This window comes from Bradyrhizobium oligotrophicum S58 (genome assembly GCF_000344805.1).
Taxonomy (GTDB): Bacteria; Pseudomonadota; Alphaproteobacteria; order Rhizobiales; family Xanthobacteraceae; genus Bradyrhizobium; species Bradyrhizobium oligotrophicum.
In genome coordinates this window covers 395,451-418,620 of sequence record NC_020453.1, presented here as the reverse complement: position 1 = coordinate 418,620, position 23,170 = coordinate 395,451, and the positions used below count along the sequence as shown (strand labels likewise).

The 23,170-nt window shown below is 66.7% G+C and carries 28 protein-coding genes; 19 read left to right on the top strand and 9 right to left on the bottom strand.

Going from position 1 to position 23,170, the window contains the following annotated elements; translation table 11 throughout:
- Positions 1–156: 156 nt before the first annotated feature.
- The 4 genes from ccmB to S58_RS01975 all read left to right on the top strand — a co-directional run bounded on the left by ccmB (position 157) and on the right by S58_RS01975 (position 2,468).
- Positions 157–825, top strand: a complete 669-nt coding sequence (ccmB, locus tag S58_RS01990) for a heme exporter protein CcmB (RefSeq protein WP_015663553.1) — start codon at positions 157–159, stop codon at positions 823–825.
- 92 nt (positions 826–917) lie between these two features.
- Entirely contained in the window at positions 918–1,694 is a 777-nt protein-coding gene (locus S58_RS01985; RefSeq protein WP_015663552.1) for a heme ABC transporter permease, read from the top strand.
- Position 1,695: 1 nt separating this feature from the next.
- On the top strand, positions 1,696–1,875 hold the full coding sequence (gene ccmD / locus S58_RS01980; RefSeq protein ID WP_015663551.1) for a heme exporter protein CcmD: 180 nt from the start codon (positions 1,696–1,698) through the stop codon (positions 1,873–1,875).
- Positions 1,872–2,468, top strand: a complete 597-nt coding sequence (locus S58_RS01975) for a DsbE family thiol:disulfide interchange protein (protein WP_015663550.1) — start codon at positions 1,872–1,874, stop codon at positions 2,466–2,468. The genes ccmD and S58_RS01975 overlap by 4 nt, the downstream gene beginning before the upstream one ends.
- Before the next feature lie 103 nt (positions 2,469–2,571).
- Here S58_RS01975 and S58_RS01970 read toward each other — a convergent pair whose 3' ends face one another.
- Together S58_RS01970 and ftsY are read right to left on the bottom strand one after the other, a co-directional pair.
- Positions 2,572–3,174, bottom strand: coding sequence for a septation protein A (locus S58_RS01970; RefSeq protein WP_015663549.1), 603 nt, complete (start codon positions 3,172–3,174; stop codon positions 2,572–2,574).
- A 91-nt stretch (positions 3,175–3,265) separates the two neighbouring features.
- Entirely contained in the window at positions 3,266–4,213 is a 948-nt protein-coding gene (gene ftsY / locus S58_RS01965) for a signal recognition particle-docking protein FtsY (protein WP_015663548.1), read from the bottom strand.
- Positions 4,214–4,272: 59 nt separating this feature from the next.
- Here ftsY and S58_RS01960 point away from each other — a divergent pair, with 59 nt between their 5' ends.
- Complete coding sequence (locus S58_RS01960; protein WP_015663547.1) at positions 4,273–5,193, top strand: RluA family pseudouridine synthase; 921 nt, start codon at positions 4,273–4,275, stop codon at positions 5,191–5,193.
- Positions 5,194–5,288: 95 nt separating this feature from the next.
- Here the strand turns inward: S58_RS01960 and mtaB are convergent, their stop codons facing one another.
- Together mtaB and dapF are read right to left on the bottom strand one after the other, a co-directional pair.
- Positions 5,289–6,623 carry a tRNA (N(6)-L-threonylcarbamoyladenosine(37)-C(2))-methylthiotransferase MtaB gene (gene mtaB / locus S58_RS01955; RefSeq protein ID WP_015663546.1) on the bottom strand — a complete coding sequence of 445 codons (1,335 nt, stop codon included), beginning with the start codon at positions 6,621–6,623 and terminating at the stop codon, positions 5,289–5,291.
- The gene (dapF, locus tag S58_RS01950; protein ID WP_015663545.1) at positions 6,620–7,486 is read right to left on the bottom strand and encodes a diaminopimelate epimerase; all 867 of its coding nucleotides are present in this window, start codon (positions 7,484–7,486) and stop codon (positions 6,620–6,622) included. Before dapF ends, mtaB begins: the two co-directional genes overlap by 4 nt.
- 167 nt (positions 7,487–7,653) lie before the next feature.
- Between dapF and S58_RS01945 the strand changes: the two genes are divergently transcribed.
- The gene (locus S58_RS01945) at positions 7,654–8,415 is read left to right on the top strand and encodes a GyrI-like domain-containing protein (protein WP_015663544.1); all 762 of its coding nucleotides are present in this window, start codon (positions 7,654–7,656) and stop codon (positions 8,413–8,415) included.
- Positions 8,416–8,420: 5 nt separating this feature from the next.
- Entirely contained in the window at positions 8,421–9,128 is a 708-nt protein-coding gene (locus tag S58_RS01940) for an SIMPL domain-containing protein (protein ID WP_015663543.1), read from the top strand.
- A gap of 214 nt (positions 9,129–9,342) precedes the next feature.
- Here the strand turns inward: S58_RS01940 and S58_RS01935 are convergent, their stop codons facing one another.
- On the bottom strand, positions 9,343–10,335 hold the full coding sequence (locus tag S58_RS01935; RefSeq protein WP_015663542.1) for an MBL fold metallo-hydrolase: 993 nt from the start codon (positions 10,333–10,335) through the stop codon (positions 9,343–9,345).
- A gap of 337 nt (positions 10,336–10,672) precedes the next feature.
- On the opposite strand from S58_RS01935, the gene ffh reads away from it, so the two are divergent.
- From ffh to S58_RS01895, 8 genes are all read left to right on the top strand, one after another.
- Positions 10,673–12,220 carry a signal recognition particle protein gene (gene ffh / locus S58_RS01930; protein WP_015663541.1) on the top strand — a complete coding sequence of 516 codons (1,548 nt, stop codon included), beginning with the start codon at positions 10,673–10,675 and terminating at the stop codon, positions 12,218–12,220.
- Between the two features lie 140 nt (positions 12,221–12,360).
- Positions 12,361–12,693, top strand: a complete 333-nt coding sequence (gene rpsP, locus S58_RS01925; protein WP_015663540.1) for a 30S ribosomal protein S16 — start codon at positions 12,361–12,363, stop codon at positions 12,691–12,693.
- A 127-nt stretch (positions 12,694–12,820) separates the two neighbouring features.
- On the top strand, positions 12,821–13,402 hold the full coding sequence (gene rimM, locus S58_RS01920) for a ribosome maturation factor RimM (protein WP_015663539.1): 582 nt from the start codon (positions 12,821–12,823) through the stop codon (positions 13,400–13,402).
- Between the two features lie 163 nt (positions 13,403–13,565).
- Entirely contained in the window at positions 13,566–14,648 is a 1,083-nt protein-coding gene (locus S58_RS01915) for a quinone oxidoreductase family protein (RefSeq protein ID WP_015663538.1), read from the top strand.
- A gap of 9 nt (positions 14,649–14,657) precedes the next feature.
- Positions 14,658–15,425 carry a tRNA (guanosine(37)-N1)-methyltransferase TrmD gene (gene trmD / locus S58_RS01910; protein ID WP_015663537.1) on the top strand — a complete coding sequence of 256 codons (768 nt, stop codon included), beginning with the start codon at positions 14,658–14,660 and terminating at the stop codon, positions 15,423–15,425.
- A gap of 109 nt (positions 15,426–15,534) precedes the next feature.
- Complete coding sequence (gene rplS / locus S58_RS01905; protein ID WP_015663536.1) at positions 15,535–15,918, top strand: 50S ribosomal protein L19; 384 nt, start codon at positions 15,535–15,537, stop codon at positions 15,916–15,918.
- A gap of 344 nt (positions 15,919–16,262) precedes the next feature.
- A complete protein-coding gene (leuC, locus tag S58_RS01900; protein ID WP_015663535.1) occupies positions 16,263–17,669 on the top strand; it encodes a 3-isopropylmalate dehydratase large subunit in 1,407 nt (468 codons plus the stop codon).
- Between the two features lie 198 nt (positions 17,670–17,867).
- Positions 17,868–18,083 (top strand): hypothetical protein, encoded by a 216-nt coding sequence (locus S58_RS01895; protein WP_015663534.1) that lies wholly within the window; start codon positions 17,868–17,870, stop codon positions 18,081–18,083.
- A gap of 85 nt (positions 18,084–18,168) precedes the next feature.
- Here the strand turns inward: S58_RS01895 and S58_RS38770 are convergent, their stop codons facing one another.
- The 4 genes from S58_RS38770 to S58_RS01875 all read right to left on the bottom strand — a co-directional run bounded on the left by S58_RS38770 (position 18,169) and on the right by S58_RS01875 (position 20,517).
- Complete coding sequence (locus S58_RS38770; protein WP_193788558.1) at positions 18,169–18,891, bottom strand: hypothetical protein; 723 nt, start codon at positions 18,889–18,891, stop codon at positions 18,169–18,171.
- A 349-nt stretch (positions 18,892–19,240) separates the two neighbouring features.
- On the bottom strand, positions 19,241–19,549 hold the full coding sequence (locus S58_RS01885) for a hypothetical protein (protein WP_244440690.1): 309 nt from the start codon (positions 19,547–19,549) through the stop codon (positions 19,241–19,243).
- 105 nt (positions 19,550–19,654) lie between these two features.
- Positions 19,655–19,924, bottom strand: coding sequence for a hypothetical protein (locus S58_RS01880; RefSeq protein WP_015663530.1), 270 nt, complete (start codon positions 19,922–19,924; stop codon positions 19,655–19,657).
- Positions 19,925–20,205: 281 nt separating this feature from the next.
- The gene (locus tag S58_RS01875; RefSeq protein WP_052351240.1) at positions 20,206–20,517 is read right to left on the bottom strand and encodes a hypothetical protein; all 312 of its coding nucleotides are present in this window, start codon (positions 20,515–20,517) and stop codon (positions 20,206–20,208) included.
- 143 nt (positions 20,518–20,660) lie between these two features.
- On the opposite strand from S58_RS01875, the gene S58_RS01870 reads away from it, so the two are divergent.
- The 4 genes from S58_RS01870 (at position 20,661) to S58_RS01855 (ending at position 23,147) form a co-directional block, all read left to right on the top strand.
- Positions 20,661–21,059, top strand: coding sequence for a metallopeptidase family protein (locus S58_RS01870; protein ID WP_015663528.1), 399 nt, complete (start codon positions 20,661–20,663; stop codon positions 21,057–21,059).
- A gap of 91 nt (positions 21,060–21,150) precedes the next feature.
- The gene (leuD, locus tag S58_RS01865) at positions 21,151–21,753 is read left to right on the top strand and encodes a 3-isopropylmalate dehydratase small subunit (protein ID WP_015663527.1); all 603 of its coding nucleotides are present in this window, start codon (positions 21,151–21,153) and stop codon (positions 21,751–21,753) included.
- An 81-nt stretch (positions 21,754–21,834) separates the two neighbouring features.
- Complete coding sequence (locus tag S58_RS01860; protein ID WP_015663526.1) at positions 21,835–22,632, top strand: glycosyltransferase family 32 protein; 798 nt, start codon at positions 21,835–21,837, stop codon at positions 22,630–22,632.
- Between the two features lie 98 nt (positions 22,633–22,730).
- Complete coding sequence (locus S58_RS01855; protein ID WP_015663525.1) at positions 22,731–23,147, top strand: hypothetical protein; 417 nt, start codon at positions 22,731–22,733, stop codon at positions 23,145–23,147.
- Positions 23,148–23,170 lie beyond the last annotated feature (23 nt).

Below are 23,170 nucleotides of genomic sequence, written 5' to 3'. Positions count from 1 at the left end.
GGGAGGGGTCGGGGGTGGGGGTCCCCACGGGCAGTCTCGCCCGGAGCCACCCCCCTCCCTAACCCTCCCCCACAAGGGGGGAGGAAACGCAGCGTGCGGGGGGAGAGAGCTCGGCTCCCAGTTGAGCAGCATATCGACAGCCGAGGCCATCCCCGCATGACCGCACTCGGTGCCCTCATCCGCCGCGATATCCGGATCGCGCTGCGTATTGGCGGTGGCGCGCTGATCGGCGTGCTGTTCTTCCTCACGGTGGTCGTGCTGATGCCGTTCGCGGTCGGGCCGGACCTGGCGCTGCTGACCCGGCTCGGTCCCGCGATCCTGTGGCTCGGCGCCCTGCTCTCCAGCCTGCTCACGCTTGACCGGTTGTTTACCGCCGACCACGAGGACGGCTCGCTCGACCTGATCGTGATGAGCCGGACACCGCTCGAGCTCGCCTGCGCCGCCAAGGCGCTGGCCCACTGGCTCGCCGCGGGCCTGCCGCTGGTGATCGCTACTCCCGTGTTAGGTCTGCTTCTCAATCTCGACGCCACCGCAACCGGCGCTGTCGCGCTGACACTCTTGGCTGGCACACCGGCGCTGACCTTCATCGGCATGATCGGCGCGGCGCTGGCGGTGACCATGCACCGCGGCGGCCTGCTTCTGGCGGTGCTGGTGCTGCCGCTGTCGATCCCGGTCCTGATCTTCGGCGTCGCGGCGTCGCAGGCCGCCATCGTCGGCCCGCTGCCGTTCGGGGCACCGTTCTCGATCCTGTGCGCGCTGTCGCTGGTGAGTTTCGTGATCGGCCCGTTCGCAGCTGCGACCAGTTTGCGGAACGGGCTGGATTAACGGAACACAGGCGGGACTTGACCATGATCAACTCTTGCCGAGCGGCTTCGTGCTGATTGCCTGCAACCGCGTCCGCCGTTAACAAGGTTCTCATGTCGCTGATCGACCTCGCCAATCCGACTCGGTTCCTTGCGCTGACGGCGCGGCTGCTGCCGTGGCTGGCGCTGGTGACCGTCGTCCTGCTGGCTGCCGGCCTTTACCTTTCGGCGCTGGCCCCCGACGACTACCAGCAGGGCGCGACCGTCAAGATCATGTTCATCCACGTGCCCAATGCGTGGCTGTCGATGTTCGTCTGGGGCATCATGAGCATCGCCTCGCTCGGCACCCTGGTGTGGCGGCACCCGCTCGCCGACGTCGCGGCGAAAGCCGCCGCCCCGATCGGCGCCAGCTTCACCTTCCTCGCCCTGCTCACTGGCTCGCTATGGGGCCGGCCGATGTGGGGCACCTATTGGGAGTGGGATGCGCGGCTGACCTCGGTGCTGATCCTGTTCCTGATGTATCTCGGCCTGATGGCGCTGTGGCGCTCGGTCGAGGACCCGACCCGCGCGGCGCGCGCCGCCGCCGTGCTTACTTTGGTCGGCGCCATCAACCTGCCGATCATCAAGTTCTCGGTCGATTGGTGGAACACGCTGCACCAGCCGGCCTCGGTGATGCGGATGGGCGGCCCCGCGCTCGACAAGTCGTTCCTGATCCCGCTCCTGGTGATGGCGATCGGCTTCTCGTTCCTCTTCATCACACTGCATGTCGCAGCGATGCGCAACGAGATCCTGCGCCGGCGCGTGCGCAGCCTGCAGATGCTCCAGGCACGCGCCTATACGACCAGCGCGCCCGCCGGCGATGCGACCGGCCGGGTCGTGGGAGCGGCCTGACATGGATCTCGGCCCCTACACCTCCTTTATCGCGACCTCCTATTTCGCCGCGGCGCTCGTGGTTGTGCTGCTGATCGGCTGGATCGCGATCGACTACCGGACACAGAAGGCGCGGCTGCGTGCGCTCGAGGAGAGCGGCATCAGCCGGCGCTCCGGCCGCGCTGCGACGGACATGCAATGACCGAACAGACCGCGACAGAGCCGGCGCCGCGCCGCCGCTCATTCCTGATGCTGCTGCCGCTGGTCGTCTTTCTCGGCCTCGCGGCGCTGTTCTGGTCGCGCCTCGGCAATGGCGATCCCTCGCGGATTCCATCGGCGCTGATCGGCCGTCCGGCCCCGAACACGCCGCTGCCGGCGCTGCTCGAATTGGCCAAGGACGGCACGGCGGTGCCGGGGCTCGATCCGGCCGCGCTCAAGGGCAAGGTCAGCATCGTCAACGTCTGGGCGTCCTGGTGCGTGCCGTGCCACGACGAGGCGCCGCTGCTGGTCGACCTCGGCCGCGACAAGCGCTTCCAGATCATCGGCATCAACTACAAGGACGGCGCCGACAATGCGCGACGCTTCCTCGGCCGCTACGGCAATCCCTATGACGTCGTCGGCGTCGACGGCAACGGCCGTGCCGGCATCGAATGGGGCGTCTACGGCGTTCCCGAGACCTTCGTCGTCGGGCGCGAGGGCACCATCGTCTACAAGCTGGTCGGACCGATCACTGCCCAGAACATCGATGCGGTGTTGAAGCCGGAAATCGAAAAGGCGCTGAAGGCGGGCTCGTAGGTTTCCGCCGTCATTGCGAGCGAAGCGAAGCAATCCAGGGCTTCACGCGGAGCCCTGGATTGCTTCGTCGCTACGCTCCTCGCAATGACGGCGTTCGCAGCGGCTACCCCTTGCTCACATCGCCTTCCGCCGCATCGCTCGCTTCCAGCGACGCCGGGTCGAGATGGTAGCGCTTGATCAGCGGCATCTGGGCGATGGCGAAGATCATGGTCAGCGGCACCACGCCGAAGGCCTTGAAGCCGACCCAGAAATCGGTGGTCTGGGTGCGCCAGACAATCTCGTTCAGCACCGCCATCGCGGCAAAGAACAGCGCCCAGCGGAAGGTCAGGATGCGCCAGCCCGCAGGGGTCAGATTGAACATCTGATCGAACATGATCGCGATGAACGAGCGGTTGAACAGCAGGCCGCCGCCGAGCACGGCCGCGAACAGCGCGTAGATGATGGTCGGCTTGACCTTGATGAAGGTCTCGTCGTGCAGCACCAGGGTCAGCGTGCCGAACACGATGACGACGACCGCGGTAACCAGCGCCATCAGCGGCACGTGGCGCGTCACGACGTAGGAGGCGATCAGCGCCGCGATGATCGCCACCATGAAGGCACCGGTCGCGGCGAACAGATTGAACTTGGCGTTGACCACGAAGAACACGATCAGCGGGCCGAGCTCGGTGGCCAGTTTGAACAGCGGGTGCGGCTGCGACTTGTCCATTCCATGTCCTGTTGGCTGTCATCACCCGCGGCAGCGGTTGATGCAGTGGTCTTGATCCGGCGGGCCGTCGGAGCCGCGCCACGGGGTGCCGTCAATCCTCGATGCCGGCGATCGCCCGCGCAAAGTCCGTCGCGGCAAACGGCGACAAATCTTCGACGCCCTCGCCGACGCCGATGAAGTGCACCGGCAGCTTGAACTTCTCCGACAGCGCCACCAGGATGCCGCCGCGCGCCGTGCCGTCGAGCTTGGTCATCACCAGACCCGTGACCCCTGCCGTACGATGAAACGCCTCGACCTGCGACAGCGCATTTTGTCCCACGGTGGCATCGAGCACGAGCAGCACCGCATGCGGCGCCGATGTGTCCACCTTGCGAATGACACGCACGACCTTTTCGAGCTCGTTCATCAGCTCGGCCTTGTTCTGCAGCCGGCCGGCGGTGTCGATCAGCAGGACGTCGCGCCCCTGCTCTTTCGCGGCGGTGATGGCGTTGAAGGCGAGGCTCGCGGAATCGGAGCCCTGCGCGCCCGCGATCACCGGCGCCTTGGTGCGCTCGCCCCAGACCTTGAGCTGCTCGATCGCGGCGGCGCGGAAGGTATCGCCCGCGGCCAGCATGACCTGCCTGCCTTCGGAGGCGAACTTCTGGGCCAGCTTGCCGATCGTCGTGGTCTTGCCGGAGCCGTTGACGCCGACGACGAGAATGACGAACGGCTTGTGGCCGGGCTCGATCACGAGCGGCTTGGCGACTAGCGACAGCACCTTCTCGACCTCGGTCGCGACCACCGCTTTCACCTCGTCGGCGCTGATCGCCTTGTCGTAGCGGCCGGTCCCGACGGCCTCCGCGATCCGGGCCGCCACGCTGGTGCCGAGATCGGCCCGCAGCAGCACGTCCTCGATATCCTCGAGCATCGCGCGATCGAGCTTGCGCTTGGTGACGAGATCGGCGACCGCAGTCCCGAGCGCGCCGGAGGTGCGCTTCAGGCCCGCGGACAGGCGGCGCCACCACGACAGCTTCGGTGTTTCGGAGGTGGTATCGTTCATGGCGTGGTGTTAGCCCTTTCCTCCTCCAAACGAAAGCTCACACGCGCTTTACGGTTTCCATGGACATTAACCAACCGACCGACGAGGAGATGCTGGCCCGCGTGCTCCACCGCGACGGGCTGATGCTGGTGATCGACAAGCCCGCCGGCATTCCCGTGCACAAGGGGCCGAAGGGCGGGCCGAATCTCGAAGCCTCGTTCGACGCGCTGCGCTTCGGCCTGCCGCGTGCCCCGGTGCTGGCGCATCGGCTCGACAAGGAAACCTCGGGATGTCTGGTGCTCGGCCGTCATCGCAAGGCAACGGCTTCGCTCGGGCTTTTGTTCAAGCACAGCAAGATTTCGAAGACCTATTGGGCCGTGGTCGAGGGCGGGCCGGAAGCCGACGAGGGCATCATCGAGCTGCCGCTCGGCAAGCTCAACGCCGAACGCGGCTGGTGGCAGAAGCCGGATCCGCAAGGGCAGCCGGCGATGACGAGGTGGCGCGTGCTGGGGCGGTCGTATTCGCCTGCGACACCGCCGCCAGACTCGGCTTTCACTTCCGGCACCAACTCCCCTCCCCCTTGCGGGGCCAAGACGAGCGGAGCTCGCTCTGAGGGGTCGGGGGTGGGGGTCCCCACAGGCAGTCTCGCCCGGAGCCACCCCCCTCCCCAGCCCTCCCCCACAAGGGGGGAGGGAGCGCAGGGTGGCGGAGGCGACATCGAGACTCCACCAACGAGAAGCACCAGGCTCACTTGGCTCGCCATGGAACCGGTCACCGGCCGCACGCATCAGCTCCGTGTGCATTCGGCCGCGTCAGGCTGGCCGATCGTCGGCGACAACATCTACGGCAACGGCCCGCGCTTCGGCGAACCACGGCTGCATCTGCATGCGCGCGAGATTTCCATTCCGCTGTCGAAGAACAAACCGCCGGTGCACGTCGTGGCGCCGGCACCTGCGCACATGCATGAGCGGTTGAGGATGTGCGGGTGGAATGGGGAGTGAAGCCCCCGGTCGTGCGAAGTGAGACGCAGCGCCGTCGCCACACCCACCGCCGTCATCGCCCGGCTTGACCGGGCGACCCAGTATGCCAGAGGCAGTCATTGTCGACCGAGGGGCCGCGGCGTACTGGATCGCCCGGTTGAACCGGGCGATGACAGCTCGGGCTGGACGAACAGCTTCGCCCCATCATGCTCCGAGATCCTGAGCCGCTGCACCGTACCCGGCAGCGCGCCAGCCACTGCCACCGGCAGATAGTGCTCCGTCCTGCCCTGCACCTCGCTCTCGATCAGCACCTCACGCTGACAGCCGATCTCGTGATCCAGCCGCCGTCGCAATGCGGCCTCGCCCGCGGCACGCAACCGCCGCGCGCGCTCGCGAATAGTCGCGCCGTCCACCTGCGGCATGCGCGCCGCCGGCGTGTCGGGGCGCGGCGAATAGGGAAACACGTGCAGGAACGTCAGACCACACTCCTCGACCAGATCGAGCGAGCGCATAAACATCTCGTCGGTCTCGGTCGGGAAGCCTGCGATCAGATCGGCACCAAGGACGATGTCCGGCCGCAGACGCCGCACCAAGTTGCAGAACGCGATGGCATCGGCGCGCGAATGCCGCCGCTTCATGCGCTTCAGGATCAGATCATCGCCGGCCTGCAGCGACAGATGCAGATGCGGCATCAGCCTGGCATCGTCGGCGAGCACGTCGAGCAGCTCGACATCGGCCTCGATCGAGTCGATCGAGGAGATACGCAGGCGTTTCAGCTCCGGCACGTGGCGCAGGATCTGCTTCACCAGCCGGCCCAGCTTCGGCGCTCCCGGCAGATCGGCGCCATAGCTTGTGAGGTCGACGCCGGTGAGCACGATCTCGGCATGGCCGCGCTCAGCGAGCGCGCGCACCTGGTCGACGACAGCGCCCATCGGGACCGAGCGCGAATTGCCGCGGCCGAACGGGATGATGCAGAAGGTGCAGCGATGGTCGCAGCCGTTCTGCACCTGGACGAAGACACGCGGCAAGCCATGCTGGAAGCCGTCGACCAGATGCGGCGCCATCTCGGTCACCGCCATGATGTCGGAGACGGCGACCTTCTCCGACGCATCGATGCCGAAGCGTGGCACGGCCAACGCCTGTGTCGTCGCACGCCACGCATCGGGCCGCAGCTTGTCGTCATTGCCGATGACGCGGTCGACCTCGGGCATGGAAGCGAACATGCCCGCCTGCGTCTGCGCGGCGCAGCCGGTCACGACGATGCGCGCCGCCGGGCGCTCACGCTTCAATTTGCGGATCGACTGCCGCGCCTGCGCCACCGCTTCGTTGGTGACGGCACAGCTGTTGACGACGATGGTGTCGTCGGCACCGGCCGCCTCGGCATGTTTCGCGATCAGCTCGGATTCGAACGCATTGAGCCGGCAGCCGAAGGTGACGACATCGACGCTCATGCGACGCTTGCGAACAGCGATGGCTCGAACCGCCCCTCGAACTCGAAGGTCGCGGTCCCTGTCATCAGCACGTGATCGTCGCGCTCGCGCCACTCGATCGTCAGTTCACCGCCGGGCAAGGTCATCTGGACGATGCGGTTGGTGCGCTTCAGACGGGCAGCCGCGACCGCGGTCGCGCAGGCGGCCGAGCCGCAGGCCTTGGTCAGCCCGGCGCCACGCTCCCAGGTGCGCATCTCGATATGGTCGCGATCAATGATATGGGCGAGCGTGATGTTGGCCCGCTCCGGGAATATCGGATGGTTTTCCAAGAGCGGCCCGAACCGCTCCAGGTCATAGGCATGGATGTCGCCGACCCAGAACACCGCGTGCGGATTGCCCATGTTGACGACCGACGGCGAATGCAGGATCGGGGCATCGATCGGCCCGATCTGCAGCTCGATGTAGCGGGTGTCGCGGAATTCCTCGGCGAGCGGAATGTCCCGCCAGCCGAACTTCGGCACGCCCATGTCGACGGTGTAGAGATCGGGGGCCGGCCCCTGCCAGCAGTTGAGCAGACCGGCCCGGGTTTCGAACGTGGCACTCGCCTGGCCGGTCTTGCCGAACACCTGCCGGACCACGCAGCGCATGCCATTGCCGCAGGCGCCGGACTCCGATCCGTCATTGTTGTAGATGCGGATGAACGCCTCGGTGCCGTCGAGCCGCGGCGGCTGCAGCACCATCAACTGGTCGTAGGGCACGCGGGAGGCCACCGCGCGCGCTTCGTCCGGCGTGACGACATGCTTCACGTCGCGCAGGTCGAGCACGACGATCTCGTTGCCGATGCCGTTCATCTTGACGAAGCTGTGGTTGGCGAGCGCGCTCATGAAAATATCCAAATTGTGTCCGCTTTATATGGCCACAGGCGCGGCCTTGACCAGTCCGCAGAGGGCCATGACGCATCTGTCATGGGACGCCACGCCGTTGGGCATGTTAGGTAACCGGCTGTTCGCCGGCACGAACCGGGCAAGCACGGCCCCTGGAGAATAGTCGAATGAATCTCAGCACTTTCCGCCTCGTTCTGGCCGTGAGCTCGGTTGCGTTTGCGCTCGGCGGCCCCGTCGCCCGGGCGCAGGTGCCGTCGGCCTCGCCGGCTCCGGCGGCCTCAGCCACCCCGGCCCCGGTCCCGAGTGCAGTCCCGGCGCCGGCCTCGCCCCCGCCGGCTGCATCGGCCAGTCCTGCGCCCGCAGCCAGCCCGACCCCGGCCGCCAGTGCGAGCCCCGCGCCGTCAGCCTCTCCATCCGCCGCCCAGGCGCCGGCGACCACGCCACCAGCCGCGGCGCCCGCCCAGGCCGCCGACGCCTTCGGTGACGAGATCAAGCTCGAGGCCAAGAAGGTCGTCCTCGTCAAGGGCACCGCCAATTGGGACAATGCGTTCGACACGCTGATCGACTCCTTCAAGGCGCTGTCGACCACGCTGGACAAGCAGGGCGTCAAGCCGGCGGGCAACGGCATGATCGTCTACACCTCGACCGACGACACCGGCTTCACCTTCTTCGCCGAAATCCCGGTCGAGCAGGAGCCGAAGACGCTCGGCAAGGGCATGAGCATCGGCCAGTCGCCCGAGGGCAAGGCGCTGAAGTTCGTGCATCGCGGCTCCTACGACAACATGGACAACACCTACGAGGCGATCACCAACCATCTCGACGAGCGTCGGCTGGAAGCCAAGGATACGTTCATCGAGGAGTACCTGACCGATCCCCTCAAGACGGCCGAGGACAAGCTCGTCATCAACGTCTACGTGCCGCTGAAGTGAGCCCCATGATCATCCGACCGATTCTTGCGGCCGCGCTTGCGGCCACTGCCGCACTGCCGGCGCTGGCGGACGACATTGCCCGGCAGGACACGCCAGCGATCACCGTGAGTGGTGAGGCCCACTTGTCGGTGCCGCCTGACCTCGCCCAGATCGATGCCGGCGTGGCCTCCGACGCCAAGACCGCGCGCGACGCCTCGGCCGCCAACAATGCGGCGATGGCCAAGGTGCTCGCCGCCCTCAAGGCGGCGGGGATCGATGACAAGGACTATCAGACCTCGCGGCTGTCGCTGCAGCCGCAATATGAGCGCAGCCGTGATGCGTCGGTGTCGGGTTTTCGCGCCAGCAACCGCGTCACCGTCAAGGTCCACGACGTCGCCAAGGTCGCCAGCGTGATCGACACGCTGGTCGGGGCCGGCGCCAACGACGTCGGCAACATCTATTTCACGGTCGCCGAGCCGTCGAAGCTGCTCGACCAGGCGCGCGAAAAGGCCGTCGCCGACGCCCGCCGCAAGGCCGAGATCTACGCCAAGGCCGCCGGCGTCACGCTGGGACAACCGCTTGCCATCGCCGAGGACGGCGCTCCCGCACCGGTGTTCCGCGCCAAGACCTTCGCCGCACCGATGGCTGCTGGGGCCCCGACACCGGTGGCGCAGGGCGAGGAGACGCTGTCGATCACGGTCAGCGTGACCTGGGCGATCAAGGCGGGGCAGTAAGGCTGCCGTCACTTCAGGGCAGCAAACTCATATGGCGTTGTGAGCCGACGGCGCTGCTACAAACTCGATGTCGTCCCGGCCTTGAGCCGGGATCCATACTCCGCGGTGGATATTGTCGCGCGAGATGGAGCTGCCAGCCTTCGCAAAATTAGATCCGGTGTTTATGGGTCCCGGCTCAAGGCCGGGACGACACCTTTTTTGCTGCAGCAGCCTGCTAAATCTCCACCACCTGCCCCGGCTTGAGCACGCCGAACCGCTCACGCGGGATGCCGGCCTGGTCGAGCGCAGAATGCAGGGCGTGGACCGGCGCGTCGATGGCCTCATCCGTCAGTTGGAACGTGCCATGATGATGCGCGAGCGCGGTCTCGGCGCCGCAATCCTGCAGGGCCTGCACGGCATCCTCGGGGTTCATGTGCTGGTCGCGCATGAACCAGCGCGGCTCGTAGGCGCCGATCGGCAGGATCGCAAGCCTCAGCGGGGCGTGCGCCTCGGCCACGCGGCGGAAATGCGCGCCGGTGCCATAGCCGGAATCGCAGACGATGTAGAGCCGGCCACGCGGCGTCTCCAGCACGAAGCTCGCCCACAGCGCCTTGTTGCGGTCGAACAGGCCGCGCGCCGTCCAGTGCCGCGTCGGCACCAGGGTCACGGCGACCTCCTGGTTCAAGGTCACGCGATCGTGCCAATCATAGGCCTCGGCGCGGATCTTGGAGTCGGCGTCGATCATCGTGAGGTCGTTGCCGAGCGGCGTGACGACCCGCGGAGAAAAGCGCGCGGTCAGCTTAGACAAGGTCCGGATGTCCAAATGATCGTAGTGGCCATGCGAGACCAGCACGACGTCGATAGGCGGCAGCGCCTCGAAGGCGATGCCGGGATCGTTGTGCCGCCGGGGCCCGGCGAACGCGAACGGCGACACCCGCTCCGACCACACCGGATCGATCAGGATGTTGAGCCCGCCGGTCTGGATCAGCCAGCTGGCATGGCCGATGAAGGACAGCCGCACCGCCTCGCCATCGACCTTGTGGGGCGGCGCGTCGGCATGTGCGCTCGGCGCCCAGGACGGCCAGCGCGAGCGCTTGCCGTTGCGGTCGAACTGCCAGCGCAGCACCTGGGCGAGGGATTTGGGCGGAACGCCGTCGGGATCGTAGAAGCGCTTGCCGTCGAAATGGTCGGTGACGGGGCCGGAATAGGTCCTGGAACGGCGCAGCAAGGGTGTCCTCGCGAGGGAAAGCTGAACTGGCGCAGGAGGTAAGCAGCCCAGCGGGATCCGGCAACGGGATGGCGGCGAGCAAGTTTCCTTGACTTTTTCGGCCGCGGGGGGTTTAACCCGGCCGAATTTCGGAAAGTTTCGTCTTTTCGAGCCACCGCCCGGCCCTGGAGGCCGGAGGTCACCGCCCGACAGCGCTGTGCGCCCTCGGGCGCAAAACGTGTTTGGACTGACGGTTTCGGCCGACGGGCCGAGGTCTATATGGTCGTCATGGGCCGCAGCAAGCGGCGATGACGGGCGGCAATGAAGCGAGCGCCCTACAAGGGCAAAGGATACGGCATTGTTCGACAATCTGTCGGAAAGGCTTGGCGGCATTCTCGATCGGCTGACGGGGCGTGGCTCCCTGTCGGAGGCCGATGTCGACGCCGCGATGCGCGAAGTCCGCCGGGCTCTGCTCGAGGCCGACGTCGCGCTGGAGGTTGTCCGCAGCTTCACCGAGCGCGTGCGCGAGCAGGCGATCGGCGCCACCGTCGTCAAGTCGGTCACCCCCGGCCAGATGGTCGTGAAGATCGTCCATGACGAGTTGGTCAAGACGCTCGGCGACGACGGCCAGACCATCGATCTCAATGCCGTGCCGCCGGTGCCGATCATGATGGTCGGCCTGCAGGGCTCCGGCAAGACCACCACCACCGCCAAGCTGGCGCGCCGCATGGTCCAGCGCGACAAGCGCAAGGTGCTGATGGCCTCGCTCGACGTCTACCGTCCGGCCGCCATGGAGCAGCTCGCGGTGCTCGGCCGCGACCTGGACATTCCGACCTTGCCGATCGTCGCCGGCCAGATGCCGCCGCAGATCGCCCGCCGCGCCATCGAGGCCGCCAAGCTCGGCGGCTACGACGTGGTGCTGCTCGACACCGCCGGCCGCACCACACTCGACGAGGACATGATGAAGGAGGCCGCCGAGATCAAGGCGGTCACCAACCCGCACGAGGTGCTGCTGGTCGCGGACTCGCTGACCGGCCAGGACGCCGTCAATCTCGCCCGCGCGTTCGACCAGCGCGTCGGCCTCACCGGCATCGCGCTGACGCGTATCGACGGCGACGGCCGCGGCGGCGCGGCGCTGTCGATGCGCGCGGTCACCGGCAAGCCGATCAAGCTGCTCGGCACCGGCGAAAAGACCGACGCGCTCGAGGATTTCTATCCGTCGCGTATCGCCGGCCGCATCCTCGGCATGGGCGACATCGTCTCGCTGGTCGAGAAGGCCGCGGCGAACATCGACGCCGAGAAGGCCGCGCGCGCCGCCGAGCGGATGCGCAAGGGCCAGTTCGACCTCAACGACATGCGCGAGCAGCTGCAACAGATGGCGCAGATGGGCGGCATCGGCGGGCTGATGGGCATGATGCCCGGCATCTCCAAGATGAAGAACCAGATCGCCGCGGCAGGGATCGACGACAGGATCCTCAAGCGCCAGGTCGCGATCATCGATTCGATGACGCGCGAGGAGCGCAAGCATCCCGACCTGCTCAAGGCGAGCCGCAAGAAGCGCATCGCCGCCGGCTCCGGCCAGAGCGTCGAGCACGTCAACAAGCTGCTCAAGATGCACCGGAACATGGCCGACGTGATGAAGGCCATGGGCTCCGGCAAGCGCGGCCCGCTCGCCGGCATCGCGCAGGCGATGGGCTTTGGCGGCGGCATGCCGACGCCATCGCCGGAACAGCTCAAGGCGCTCGCCGAGAAAATGCCGGGCGGACTGCCCGGCGGTTTGCCGAACCTGCCGAAGGATCTGCCGGCGGGTTTGCGCGGCGGCCTGCCGAATCTTCCCGGTCTGACTGGCCTCAGCGGCAAGCCGAACCTGCCCGGCCTCGGCCTGCCTCCGGGAAAGAAGAAATGATTTCACTCCCGTCATTGCGAGCGAAGCGAAGCAATCCAGGGCGTCACGCGCGACCCTGGATTGCTTCGTCGCTTCGCTCCTCGCAATGACGATCACATTCACCGTTAGCATCGACACATCGACCTCAAAGGAGAACTTTCATGTCCGTCGTCATTCGTCTCGCCCGTGCCGGCACCAAGAAGCGCCCGGTCTATCACGTCGTCGTCGCCGACTCGCGCTTCCCGCGTGACGGCCGCTTCATCGAGCGTCTCGGCCACTTCAATCCGCTGATGCCGAAGGACAACGAGGCCCGCCTCAAGCTCGACATGGAGAAGGTGAAGGCTTGGCTCGCCAAGGGCGCGCAGCCGTCCGACCGCGTCGCCCGCTTCCTCGATGCCGCCGGCGTCAAGAAGCGCGAAGCCCGCCAGAACCCGATCAAGGCCGTGCCGCGCAAGGAGCGCAAGGCGCAGGCCGAAGCCGCCGCCAAGGGCTAACGTCCTTGATGCTGATGGCCTCATGCTTCGAGACGCACGGCTTGCGCCGTGCTCCTCAGCATGAGGAGATGGCCCCTCGTCCTGAAGAGCGCGCCTTTGCGCGCGTCTCGAAGGGCGAGGCCTCCTGATGTCCAAGCTGATCTGCGTCGCACGTATCGGCGCCGCGCACGGCGTGCGCGGCGAGGTCCGGCTGTGGACCTTCACTGAGGATCCGCTGGCCGTGCTGCATTACGGCCCTCTCGCGACCAAGGACGGCGCGCGCTCGTTCGAGGTCGCGAAAGCGCGCGAGGCCAAGGATCATCTGGTCGCCACCATCAAGGGCGTCACCGACCGCAATGCGGCCGAGCGGCTCAACGGGCTCGAGCTCTACGTGTCCCGTGACCGGCTGCCCGCGACCGATGACGACGAATATTACCACGCCGACCTGATCGGACTCGCTGCGGAGACAACGGCCGGTGTCCCGCTCGGCCGCGTGCTTGCGATCCATAATTTCGGCGCCGGCGACATCATCGAGATTGCCCCGCCCTCCGGCAGCACGCTGCTGCTGCCGTTCACCAACGCCGTGGTCCCGACTGTCGATCTCGCGGGCGGCCGCGTGATCATCGAGCTGCCGGCCGAGGTCGAGGCAGACGATGAGTCGGCGTCGGATGAAAACGAAATCGAGCCCGCCCACTCCGCTCGTCGTCCTCACGAAAGCAACGACCCATAGCCACCGGCTTAGGCTGTATTGCGCGGAACATGCAGCGTGCCCATTTCCGGGGATCACGCGGTATGGGTCCCGGCTCTGCGCCTTGACGTCGCTGCGCGACATCAAGGCTTGGCCAGGACGACACCGGATATGAAACGCGCTCACACCGGACCGGAGCACGCGTATGACCACCCACAAGGCCTGGCGCCTGCACGCGCCGAACGATCTGCGCTTCGATGAGGTCGACACCGCGCCCGCCGCGCCTGACGGCGTGCTGGTGCGGATCGAAGCCGCGGCCATGCTGTCCTACATGGACAAGATCATCGCCGGCACCCTGCCCTACGCTCTGCCACCAATGCCGTTCGTCCCCGGCACCAATGCCGTCGGCCGCGTGGTCGAGGCGGGCGCGCAGGTCAGCCATGTGCGCCCCGGCGATCTCGTCTTCCTCAGCCCGCATCTGCGCGCCGACGTACCGGATGCCGAGCCGCCGCAGATCCTGATCGGCCTCACCGCCATGGGCGGCGGCCAGGCCGCGCAGAGCCTGCAGGGCCGCTGGCGCGACGGCGTGTTCGCCGAGATCGCGCATTGGCCCGGCGCGTGCGTCACACCGCTGCCCGGGCTCGACGACCGGTCCGTCACCGAATTGCTGGGGCTCGCAAAGCTCGTCGTGCCGTTCGGCGGACTGCAGCGGCTCAACCTGCGCGGCGGCCAGACCGTCGTCATCAACGGCGCAGCCGGCTATTTCGGCGCCGGCGCCGTGCTGCTCGCCGTCGCGATGGGCGCCGGCCGGATCATTGCGGTCGGCCGCCGACGTGAGGCGCTGCAGCGGCTCGCCGAGGCGCTCGGCCCGCGCGTCATTCCAGCCGTGGTCAACGGCGACGACACGGCCAGGGACACCGCCACCATCCGCCATGCCGCGTGCGGCGGGGCAGATGTCGCGCTCGATCTGCTCGGCCAGGCCAGCAGCACCTCGACCACCCTCTCGACCTTGCGCGCGCTTCGGCGCGGCGGCCGGCTGGTGCTGATGGGCAGCGCCACCGCGCCGCTGCCGCTCTCTTTCGCCGAGATGCTGGCGAACGATTGGGAGGTCGTCGGCCAGTTCATGTACGAACGCACCGCGCCCGGAGAGCTGGCAACGCTGGCACGCGAGCGCCTGCTCGATCTCTCCCGGATCGTCGTCACCAGCTTTGCCCTGGCCGAACTGCCGCGCGCGGTCGAGGCGGCGGCATTGATGCAGGGGCTCGATCTCACCGCGCTGGTGCCTTAACAGAGCGGCATGACCGCTTCGCCCTCAGCGCCCTGGCGCGCCACCGTGCTGACCCTGTTCCCGGAGATGTTTCCCGGACCGCTCGGCGTGAGCCTGGCCGGCCGCGCCCTGACCTCCGGCATCTGGGCGCTGGAGGCGCGCGACATCCGGGCGTCCGCGACCGACAAGCACCGCAGCGTCGATGACACGCCGGCCGGCGGGGGCCCGGGCATGGTGCTGCGTGCCGACGTGCTGGCAGCTGCGATCGACGCCGCCGATATCGCGCCGGAACGGCCGCGTCTGCTGATGAGCCCGCGCGGTCGGCCATTGACCCAGACGTTTGTGCGCGAGCTCGCGGCTGGTCCCGGCCCGCTGGTCGTCTGCGGTCGCTTCGAGGGCGTCGACCAGCGCGTCATCGACGCCCGCGCGCTGATCGAGGTCTCGATCGGCGACTACGTGCTGTCGGGCGGCGAGATCGCGGCGCTGGTGCTGATCGACGCCTGCGTCCGGCTGCTGCCCGGCGTCATGGGCAAGCTCGAATCCGGCACCGACGAGAGCTTCTCCGACGGCCTACTGGAGTACCCGCAATACACCCGCCCACAATTGTTCGAGGGTCGGAGCATCCCGGATGTGTTGACCTCGGGCGATCATGCCAAAGTGGCTGCCTGGCGCCGGGCGCAGTCGGAGGCCTTGACGGAGGGTCGGCGGGCGGATCTGTGGGCCGAATGGCGCGCCAGGCAGGACCGAGAACAAACGAGGACCAGCCAAAAAGCGCCAAAAAGCACGACAGACGGGTGACAAGCCTCGCGCTTTGGCTTATAGGAGCGCCCAATTCCGCAAGTGACGGCAGGAACAAGCGCAGCCCCCGCGTGACCCGGCTGGGCGCGCCGCCGATGGAGATTTACCCGTGAACCTGATTCAGCAGCTCGAAAAAGAGCAGTTCGACAAGCTGTCCGCCAACAAGACCATTCCGGAGTTCGGCCCGGGCGATACCGTGATCGTCAACGTGAAGGTGGTCGAAGGCGAGCGTACGCGCGTGCAGGCCTATGAAGGCGTCTGCATCGGCCGTTCCGGCGGCGGCATCAACGAGAGCTTCACGGTGCGCAAGATCTCCTACGGCGAGGGCGTGGAGCGCGTGTTCCCGATCCTGTCCCCGATGATCGACTCGATCAAGGTCGTGCGCCGCGGCAAGGTGCGTCGCGCCAAGCTGTATTACCTGCGCCAGTTGCGCGGCAAGTCGGCCCGCATCGTCGAGAAGCAGGACCGGCAGCAGACCGCCGTCAACGAGTAATCGTTGCTTCCATTGGATTGACGAAGAGCGCGGGCTGGCCCCGCGCTTTTTTGTTTCTGAGATACCGTCATTGCTCGCAATGACGGCAGGCACAATCGCATCTCGCACTTCGTCGGCTGCGTGCTATATATCGCCTCGAATGGTTCTAGATCGCACCAGCATGGCCTGCCGCCGCGTCGTCATCGATGATCGCAGCCGGCTGCCCGGGCGGTTCTTCGGACGCTTCGCCACGTCGGCGACATCAGAGCTTAGGCGCGCGCTGTAAGCCGCAGCGCATCTCTGTTCGCCTTTTCGCGTGCCAGGCACGCGCCGATTTCAACCTTCATTCCCGGGAGCATTCGCTCATGTCGAAACCGACCACCTTGTACGACAAGATCTGGAACGACCATCTGGTGCACGAAGCCGAGGACGGCACCTGCCTGCTCTACATCGACCGCCATCTGGTGCACGAAGTCACCTCGCCGCAGGCGTTCGAGGGCCTGCGCATGACCGGCCGCAAGGTGCATGCGCCGGAGAAGACGCTGGCCGTGGTCGATCACAACGTGCCGACCACCGACCGCTCCAAGCCGAACCCGGATCCTGAGAGCATCGAGCAGATCAAGGCGCTGGCCGAGAACGCCAAGGAGTTCGGCGTCGAATATTACAACGAGTTCGACCGCCGCCAGGGCATCGTCCACGTGATCGGCCCGGAGCAGGGTTTTACGCTGCCCGGCACCACGATCGTCTGCGGTGATAGCCACACCTCGACGCATGGCGCGTTCGGCGCGCTGGCGCACGGCATCGGCACCTCCGAGGTCGAGCACGTGCTGGCGACGCAGACGCTGATCCAGAAGAAGGCGAAGAACATGCGCGTCACCGTTGACGGCAAGCTGCCGGACGGCGTGACGGGCAAGGACATCATCCTCGCCATCATCGGCGAGATCGGCACCGCGGGCGGCACCGGCTACGTGCTGGAATATGCCGGCGAGGCGATCCGCGCGCTGTCGATGGAAGGCCGCATGACCGTCTGCAACATGTCGATCGAGGGCGGCGCCCGCGCCGGTCTGGTCGCCCCCGACCAGAAGGCGTTCGACTTCCTGCGCGGCCGTCCCAAGGCGCCGCAGGGCGCCGCCTGGGACGCGGCGATGCGCTACTGGGAGACCTTGCGCTCGGACGAGGGCGCGCATTTCGACCATGAGCTGCGGCTCGACGCCGCCAAGCTGCCGCCGATCGTGACCTGGGGCACCTCGCCCGAGGACGTGATCTCGGTGACGGGCATGGTGCCGGATCCGGACCAGATCGCGGATGAGGCCAAGCGCATCTCCAAGCACCGCGCGTTGAAATATATGGGCCTGACCGCGGGCACCAAGATCACCGACATCAAGCTCGATCGCGTGTTCATCGGCTCCTGCACCAATGGTCGCATCGAGGATCTGCGCGCCGCCGCCAAGATCGCCGAGGGCAAGACCGTGTCAGGTCATGTCAATGCGATGGTCGTGCCAGGCTCGGGCATCGTCAAGGAGCAGGCCGAGGCCGAAGGTCTGGACAAGATCTTCATCAAGGCCGGCTTCGAATGGCGCGAGCCGGGCTGCTCGATGTGCCTCGCCATGAACCCGGACAAGCTGGCGCCGGAAGAGCGCTGCGCCTCGACCTCGAACCGCAATTTCGAGGGACGCCAGGGCTTCAAGGGCCGCACCCATCTGGTGTCGCCCGCAATGGCCGCGGCGGCCGCGATCGCCGGCCACTTCGTCGACGTGCGCGACTGGCGCTGATCCTGTCCTCTCGCTGATGCAGCATTGCTGCACGGCGACCGATCTTGCGAGCAACGCGGTGGCTTCTTCGAAGTCATCGCGTTTTTCATTTTCAACTAAACGTCGACGCTGCCCGGAAAGGGCTTCTTAAACCTCGTCGCGCACAATCCTACCGCCGGACGCGCCGCGTCTGCAGAGGAGCGTGCCGAGGAGCCTGACATGGCCAACAAGCCGGAATACGTCGACCTCATCCGTGATGCGACACGCCAGCGCCGCAAAACACCGCCGGCCAAGATCATAGCCAAGCCCGAAGCACCGAAAGAGGAGCGGCGGCTGTCGAACTGGCCGCCTGGCCGCTTTGCCAAATGGCGCCTGGAGACATTGGTGCCGTGGAAGCTCACCGTGAAGAATTGGCAGTTCAAGAACTGGCTCTGACTGGCGTCAAGACAGTCCTCGCTGAAACGAGAGAAGGACGCCGTTGGGCGTCCTTCTCTGTCTCATTCACGCTCTCGGCATCCCGTCAGTAGTAGTAACGGTGGTGACGATGATGCCACCGGTGATGATGGCGCCAGTGATGACCCCGCCAATGCCGGTAGTGGCAGATGCGGCGCGGCCCGTAATGGGTCCAGACGACGCGACAGCGACGGTACGGATAGTAGTAACCCGTCGTGTAGGCCGGGCTGTAGTAGCTGCGGTAGCCGTAGAAATGCCGGCGGTGATGGTGGAAGTACGGCCGGTAGCCGTAGTGCGGACGATGATGATAGCCGCCGCCATGGAACACCGGCCGCGGACCGATTCCGCCGTGAAACGCCGGGCCGCCGCCATGGAACACGGGACGCGGGCCACCGCCGCCAAAGGCATGTCCTCCTCCGCCGTGGAAGGCCGGACCGCCGCCGCCTCTGAACATTGCGCCACCGCCATGGAACGCCGGGCCACCGCCGCCACCGCCGTGAAAGGCCGGGCCGCCATGGAAGCCGCCGCCTCCGCCGCCGTGGAAACCACCGCCGCCGCCATGTCCTCCGCCGCCATGTCCACCGCCTCCGCCGCCACCATGACCGCCGGGGCCACGAACCTGAACGGTCAGTCCGGCGGAAGGCGCCTGTGCGGTGGACCCGGCACCAGGACTCACCGGCGACATCGCAAGCGCAGGCCGACCGGACGCGCCCGCTAGTACAAACAGTGCCGCCGCCGCAAGACTGAGGCGACGAGCAAGACCAGCGCGCTGGTCCTTCATCCTCATCATGGTCCCTTCTCCCTGTATGCTGTGCAACGATGGACCCATGCAGCGCCGATGCTGGTCGTCCGATCGGTGGATTGGCGCACCCCCAACATGAACGTAGAGATAGCGACGTGAATGCGGCATGAATGATGCACTTCCGTGATGCACGGCGTGCGCGCATCTGCGGCGTGGCGTCGCGGCAGAGATGAGCGCATTGCTGTCCACGTTGTCGTTGCAATTCGGGAAGCGATCGCGCCGCCGGTCACCGCGATGAGACCCGCTGCTTCGCCAACATTGGTCGTAGCACGCTGGGACGGTGACGAGATCGTGCAGACGCCATTGCCGGCGAGCGCGGCTTTCGCGCTTGTCGCGCCTAGTCGAAGAACGGCGTGAACAGGACGAACGGTCCTGGCGGATAAGCCGGCGCGTAGTCTGTGGGACGGCCATAGTAGCGCGGCGCTGCGGCTCTCGGCATCGCCTGCCTCATGGCATGCACCGGCCGAGACGCACTTGCATCGGCCCCAACTGCTGCGATGCGGCTCGGCGCCGGTTCAGCCGGCGCTGCGACCACGGGCGAGGTCGCAGCAGAACTTGCGAGCAGCCTCGCCGCCGTGACGATCCCGATCCCGAGCCAAGTCTTGTTGATGGTCTTATTGATCGTCTTGTTGGTGGATGGCTTCATGGCAGACCCCATTGCCAGCCCATCATCAGCGTACAGGCCCGCGAGGCGGGCCTGTTTGATTTCGATCATGGCCTCGTAGGATGGCCTAGAAGACCGGGACGCAGCTCACCAACGGCCGTGGTGGCGATGTCCATAGTGATGCGGCCGCCAGTGATGCCGCGGATGATAGTAATGGCGGGGGTAGTAGTGACGCCGCGGATGCCAATGGCGACGGCCGTGCCAATGGGCCTGTGTGGTCTCCTGCACCGTGCCCTGCTGCACGGCAGTGGCAGCACCGGCGTTGATGAGCGACAGCGCCTGCGCGCGCTCTGCCGGCGCAGCCATCGCCAGGACGACACCAACGGCCGCGATGCCCAACAGCTTCGTCACAGTCATGAACTTCTCCTTGAATCACCTGACATCACGTCGGGCACGGTGAACCGTCTCACCAGCGATGCTGATGGCGCGGTCACCACAGCGCGACGCAGATCAGTCTCGAACGAGCGACGTGAATGGGACATGAAGACCTGCGCACGGAGCAGAATGCCGGTATGCCCCGCGCGGTTCCGCCGCACCGCGCGACATATCGGCACTGTGCTCGGAGAGCCACGGCGACGGCGACTTGGTCGCGCAGACCAGTCGCACGCGTCAGTGCAGGCAGAGCGACGAACGCCGGATCAGCCGCGCCGCCAGTAGCAGCTCATATGCGGCACGATGACGGTGCCGCTCGGCCGATGCTCGGGAACATAGGTCGCGTCGCAGACCCTGACGGCGTTCGGTCCCGGATTGTAGCGCGGCGCCACATCGGGCTCCCAATGTCCTTCGTCACGGGGGTAGATCGGAATGCGTCGCGGGCGCCGCTGCGCGGAGAGATCCGTCGCCGTGTCACTCTGAACCGTCTGCAGCTGCGCGCCGGTGGCCTGCTCGGCCCGCGCTCCCGCTGAAATCGAGATCACGACGGCCGCTGCCAGCGCCGTTCCGGCCAGCATCATCGACATCTGTCTCATGCGTCCTCAACCCCCAAATCGCGCGCCGCGACGGTCGCCCTTTTCACCCCCGGCGTCAACGGCAACCGCCACACATGTCATAGAACCAAGGTGCAAGATGATCAAAGCCGGGCTAGAAGGCGGCAATGTGGACAGAATTGAAAGCTCCGTCGCTCGCCGAGATGGAAGCGATGGCCCATGAGACGTTCGAACGGCTTCCCGAGCATTTCCGAAAGATGTGCGAGGGCGTCGTCATCCGCGTCGACGACTTCCCGACCGAGGAGGTGCTCGACGAGATGGAGGCCGAGAGCGAGTTCGACCTGCTCGGGCTGTTCCAGGGCACCGGGCTGCCGTTCCGCAGCAATGACGACCTGCCGCGCCTGCCCAACATGATCTGGCTCTACCGCCGCCCGATCCTGGATTACTGGGCCGAGCACGACGAGAGCCTCGGCCACATCGTCCGCCATGTGCTGATCCACGAGATCGGGCATCATTTCGGAATGTCCGACGACGACATGGAGGCGATCGAGGCCGCGGCGGACTAGCCACGCAGATCGGAGCTGCAGGAAATGCGCTTTATCCGCCCCGCCATTCGGGCTAAACAGCGGCCTGCCCGATATTCTCGAAGGTGCCCCGATGGACAAGTTCACCACGCTGGAAGGCGTCGCCGCGCCGCTGAAGATCATCAATGTCGACACCGACATGATCATCCCCAAGCAGTACCTCAAGACCATCAAGCGCACCGGGCTCGGCAAGGGCCTGTTCTCGGAGCAGCGCTACAAGGATGACGGCAGCGAGAACCCGGATTTCGTGCTCAACCAGCCGGCCTACCGCAATTCCAAGATCCTGGTGGCCGGCGACAATTTCGGCTGCGGCTCGAGCCGCGAGCACGCCCCCTGGGCGCTGCTCGATTTCGGCATCCGCTGCGTGATCTCGACCTCGTTCGGCGACATCTTCTACAACAATTGCTTCAAGAACGGCATTCTGCCGATCCGCGTGTCCCAGACCGATCTCGACAAGCTGTTCGACGACGCCGAGCGCGGCGCCAACGCGACCCTGACGGTCGACCTCGCCAAGCAGGAAATCCGCGGCCCCGACGGCGGCACCGTCAAGTTCGACATCGACCCGTTCCGCAAGCACTGCCTGCTCAACGGGCTCGACGACATCGGCCTGACGCTGGAGAAGAAGTCCTCGATCGACAGCTACGAGGCCAAGCTGGCCGAGCGCGCCTGGGCCTGAGCCCCGCTCGAAGGCCAAGAGTTCGCAGGCCTCGGACCTCGTCCGGGGCCTTGTTTCGAGAGCAGCCCAGCAGGTCCGCCGTTGACGCGTGTATTGCCCGAGGTCGTCACCTTCTGGCGCGGGCCGCTCGACCGGCTGCGCCAGACCTGCCTGCGCTCGCAGCTCGCGGCCGGCCACAAGGTCACCGTCTACAGCTTCGATCCGCTGCCGGGGCTGCCCGACGGCGTCGGCAATGCCGAGGCCGAGGCGATCCTTCCTTTCGCGTTCTCCGAACGTCTCAGGCCGCCGCAGCCCGATGGCAGCTGGCGCGACTGGACCACGCTGCAGTTCAGCGATTTCTTCCGCATGCGGCTGATGGCGATCAGCGCCGGCCTCTGGCTCGACGCCGACGTGCTGCTGCTGCGCCCGGTCGAGATCGAGCCAGCGCGGCCCTACTTCGCCTGGGAGCGGCCGCGGCAGCTCGGTAACTCGGTGCTGTACCTGCCACCCGGCGATCCGATCGTCGCCGAATTCGACGCGCTGATGGCGCAGGACGAGCTGACGCCGAACTGGCTGTCGCTGCGCCATCGCCTCACCTTTACGCTGCGCCGGCTGCGCGGCGGCTCGAACCGGTTGTCGGACATCCGCGTCGCGATCTTCGGCCCCGCTGCGCTCACGGCGCTGGCGCGCCGCCACGGCTCGCTGCGCCATGCGCTGCCCAAGCGCAGCTTCTACGCCGTCCATGCCGAGCCCAGGGCGTTCTTCGACCCGACGGATTTTTCCGGCCTGATCAAGGATCCCGGCGTCATCGGCCTGCACATTTCGCCGAAGGGCCGGGGCGGCGAGGCCCCGATCGCCGGCAGCCTGTATGCCTGGGCCACGGACCGCTTTGGCGCGTGAGGTCTGCGCGGGCCGCAGAACCGAACCGCTGCTTGATCTACCGCAACGTCCGCTTGCCGGGCCGATGATTGATTGCCGGCAATCATCGGAGACGAGCCATGCCTGCCCAAGCCAAGCCCTATCCCCGGGTCCAGTTCCTGATCGACACGTTCGCGCAATGGCTGCGGCACCGGCGTGAGCTGAGCGAGCTTCGACAGCTGGACCGCGACGATTTCGAGCGCATCGCCATGGACCTGCAGGTGACGCCGGCCGATCTCGACGAGCTGGTCCGTCACGGCGAGCACGCCGCCGACGAGCTGCCGCAGATGCTGAAGGCGCTCGGCATCGACGAGGCCGCGCTGGGGCGCGCCGAGCCGCTGGTGCTGCGCGACATGGAGCGGGTCTGCGCCATGTGCAAGGACAAGCCGCGCTGCCATCGCGATCTTGCCGCGGGCACGGCCGGCGAGCACTATGAGGAGTACTGTCTGAACGCCCCGACCATCGACCACCTGGGCGTCGCCCTCACCAAGCACTGATCGCCCGCCTCCCATCCACATCA

Coding starts and splice junctions, on each gene's coding strand:
- S58_RS01960 (WP_015663547.1), top strand. CDS start 4,273: ATGGACATTAACCAACCGACCGACGAGGAGATGCTGGCCCGCGTGCTC.
- S58_RS01915 (WP_015663538.1), top strand. CDS start 13,566: ATGACCACCCACAAGGCCTGGCGCCTGCACGCGCCGAACGATCTGCGC.
- ccmB (WP_015663553.1), top strand. CDS start 157: ATGACCGCACTCGGTGCCCTCATCCGCCGCGATATCCGGATCGCGCTG.
- trmD (WP_015663537.1), top strand. CDS start 14,658: ATGACCGCTTCGCCCTCAGCGCCCTGGCGCGCCACCGTGCTGACCCTG.
- dapF (WP_015663545.1), bottom strand. CDS start 7,486: ATGAGCGCGCTCGCCAACCACAGCTTCGTCAAGATGAACGGCATCGGC.
- S58_RS01945 (WP_015663544.1), top strand. CDS start 7,654: ATGAATCTCAGCACTTTCCGCCTCGTTCTGGCCGTGAGCTCGGTTGCG.
- ftsY (WP_015663548.1), bottom strand. CDS start 4,213: ATGAACGATACCACCTCCGAAACACCGAAGCTGTCGTGGTGGCGCCGC.
- ccmD (WP_015663551.1), top strand. CDS start 1,696: ATGGATCTCGGCCCCTACACCTCCTTTATCGCGACCTCCTATTTCGCC.
- S58_RS01885 (WP_244440690.1), bottom strand. CDS start 19,549: ATGAAGCCATCCACCAACAAGACGATCAATAAGACCATCAACAAGACT.
- leuD (WP_015663527.1), top strand. CDS start 21,151: ATGGACAAGTTCACCACGCTGGAAGGCGTCGCCGCGCCGCTGAAGATC.
- S58_RS01855 (WP_015663525.1), top strand. CDS start 22,731: ATGCCTGCCCAAGCCAAGCCCTATCCCCGGGTCCAGTTCCTGATCGAC.
- S58_RS01975 (WP_015663550.1), top strand. CDS start 1,872: ATGACCGAACAGACCGCGACAGAGCCGGCGCCGCGCCGCCGCTCATTC.
- S58_RS38770 (WP_193788558.1), bottom strand. CDS start 18,891: ATGATGAGGATGAAGGACCAGCGCGCTGGTCTTGCTCGTCGCCTCAGT.
- S58_RS01870 (WP_015663528.1), top strand. CDS start 20,661: ATGTGGACAGAATTGAAAGCTCCGTCGCTCGCCGAGATGGAAGCGATG.
- leuC (WP_015663535.1), top strand. CDS start 16,263: ATGTCGAAACCGACCACCTTGTACGACAAGATCTGGAACGACCATCTG.
- mtaB (WP_015663546.1), bottom strand. CDS start 6,623: ATGAGCGTCGATGTCGTCACCTTCGGCTGCCGGCTCAATGCGTTCGAA.
- S58_RS01985 (WP_015663552.1), top strand. CDS start 918: ATGTCGCTGATCGACCTCGCCAATCCGACTCGGTTCCTTGCGCTGACG.
- S58_RS01880 (WP_015663530.1), bottom strand. CDS start 19,924: ATGACTGTGACGAAGCTGTTGGGCATCGCGGCCGTTGGTGTCGTCCTG.
- S58_RS01940 (WP_015663543.1), top strand. CDS start 8,421: ATGATCATCCGACCGATTCTTGCGGCCGCGCTTGCGGCCACTGCCGCA.
- rpsP (WP_015663540.1), top strand. CDS start 12,361: ATGTCCGTCGTCATTCGTCTCGCCCGTGCCGGCACCAAGAAGCGCCCG.
- S58_RS01895 (WP_015663534.1), top strand. CDS start 17,868: ATGGCCAACAAGCCGGAATACGTCGACCTCATCCGTGATGCGACACGC.
- S58_RS01970 (WP_015663549.1), bottom strand. CDS start 3,174: ATGGACAAGTCGCAGCCGCACCCGCTGTTCAAACTGGCCACCGAGCTC.
- rimM (WP_015663539.1), top strand. CDS start 12,821: ATGTCCAAGCTGATCTGCGTCGCACGTATCGGCGCCGCGCACGGCGTG.
- S58_RS01875 (WP_052351240.1), bottom strand. CDS start 20,517: ATGCTGGCCGGAACGGCGCTGGCAGCGGCCGTCGTGATCTCGATTTCA.